Consider the following 1,259-nt stretch of genomic DNA (forward strand, 5'->3'; position numbering starts at 1 on the left):
TGTACGGACCGGACACATGGTTGACACCTGTGCGGGGACATAGTGGACACATTATGCGCCGTAGTCAGGGTTATTCACGTCGAAGGTCCGTAGAAAGTGATGGCAGAAGTAGACGTCAAACAAGCCATCGTTTTCAGCGTTAGGGCGTATTGCGATGTGCTGTCCAACCAGTCCTTTGGCGATGCTGAAGTAGCGTTTCTGGAAGCGAAATCGACTGTGATAAACCTTGGCCAACACGTCATCCGGCCCATATTCAAACTCTGACAACTGCTGCGGATACGCCCAGGGGCTGGTCCGATAGCGGTCCATAGGCACCTTGTAGCCCAGCGCCTGGTGAGGACGTTGTAGGTTATAGACTTCACGCCATTGATCAAAAGCCGACTGAGCATCCATTAGCGTGGAAAACTGACGGCCATTGAGCACTTCTGCTTTGAGTGAACGATGGAAACGCTCAAGCTTTCCATTGGTTTGGGGGTGTCGAGGACGGCTGAAACTGATTCGGATTCCCAGACGAATCAGCCAGATACTCAGCTCTGTAATCTCCCCTGGATTGCGTGGCGAGCCCCAGGGCGGGCCGTTATCGACGTTGATACGAGCCGGCAAGCCGTAGCGCTGGAAAACCTCAATCATCTTCTCCTTCACCGTGCCCCCCCGTTCGTTATCACAAGCCTGAATGGCCAGGCTGAACCGAGAATGGTCATCCAGCAGGGTCAGGGGGTGGCATCGTCCTTGTTGCAGCGCAAAATGCCCTTTGAAATCCATCTGCCAAAGATCATTAGGCGTGTCGTGTTCAAATCGCAGCGTTGCCGCTTGCTCCCTCTGAGACGGTTGGATCAGACCATGCCGATGCAAGACATTGGTAACGGTGCTGGGAGCAATACGCTTTTCCAAAAGGCAGCTAATCGTGCGTCCTCCCTATGCCGGATGGGCCTGCCTAAGCGCGATGACTTGCGCCTCCAAAGCAGTCTGGGTCAGTTTGGGGCTGGTCGCTGGTCTGCGGGATTTTTCTTGTAAACCAGACTGACCCTGCGCCTCGTAGCGCTCGAGCCACTTGTACGCTGTTTGCGGGCTGATACCGAATCGTCGACACAGCTCACGTTTATTGCTGCCGGGTTGCCGTGCTAAGGCAACGAACTCTTGTTTCAGGCTCATGGCGTCTCTCGTAGTCCAAGGCATGATGGCTTTCCGGCGAAATTGGCTCGCTGGAAAGTGTCCACCATGTCCCCGCACACCCGTCAACCATGTGTCCGGTCCGTACA

1 pseudogene is annotated in these 1,259 nt (G+C 54.8%); it reads right to left on the reverse strand.

Going from position 1 to position 1,259, the window contains the following annotated elements:
• Nucleotides 1-51: 51 nt before the first annotated feature.
• Nucleotides 52-1,176: pseudogene (locus tag B0E42_RS09310) on the reverse strand (IS481 family transposase).
• Nucleotides 1,177-1,259: the final 83 nt, after the last annotated feature.

This window comes from Pseudomonas sp. A25(2017) (genome assembly GCF_002001065.1).
In the GTDB taxonomy this organism is placed as follows: domain Bacteria; phylum Pseudomonadota; class Gammaproteobacteria; order Pseudomonadales; family Pseudomonadaceae; genus Aquipseudomonas; species Aquipseudomonas kilonensis.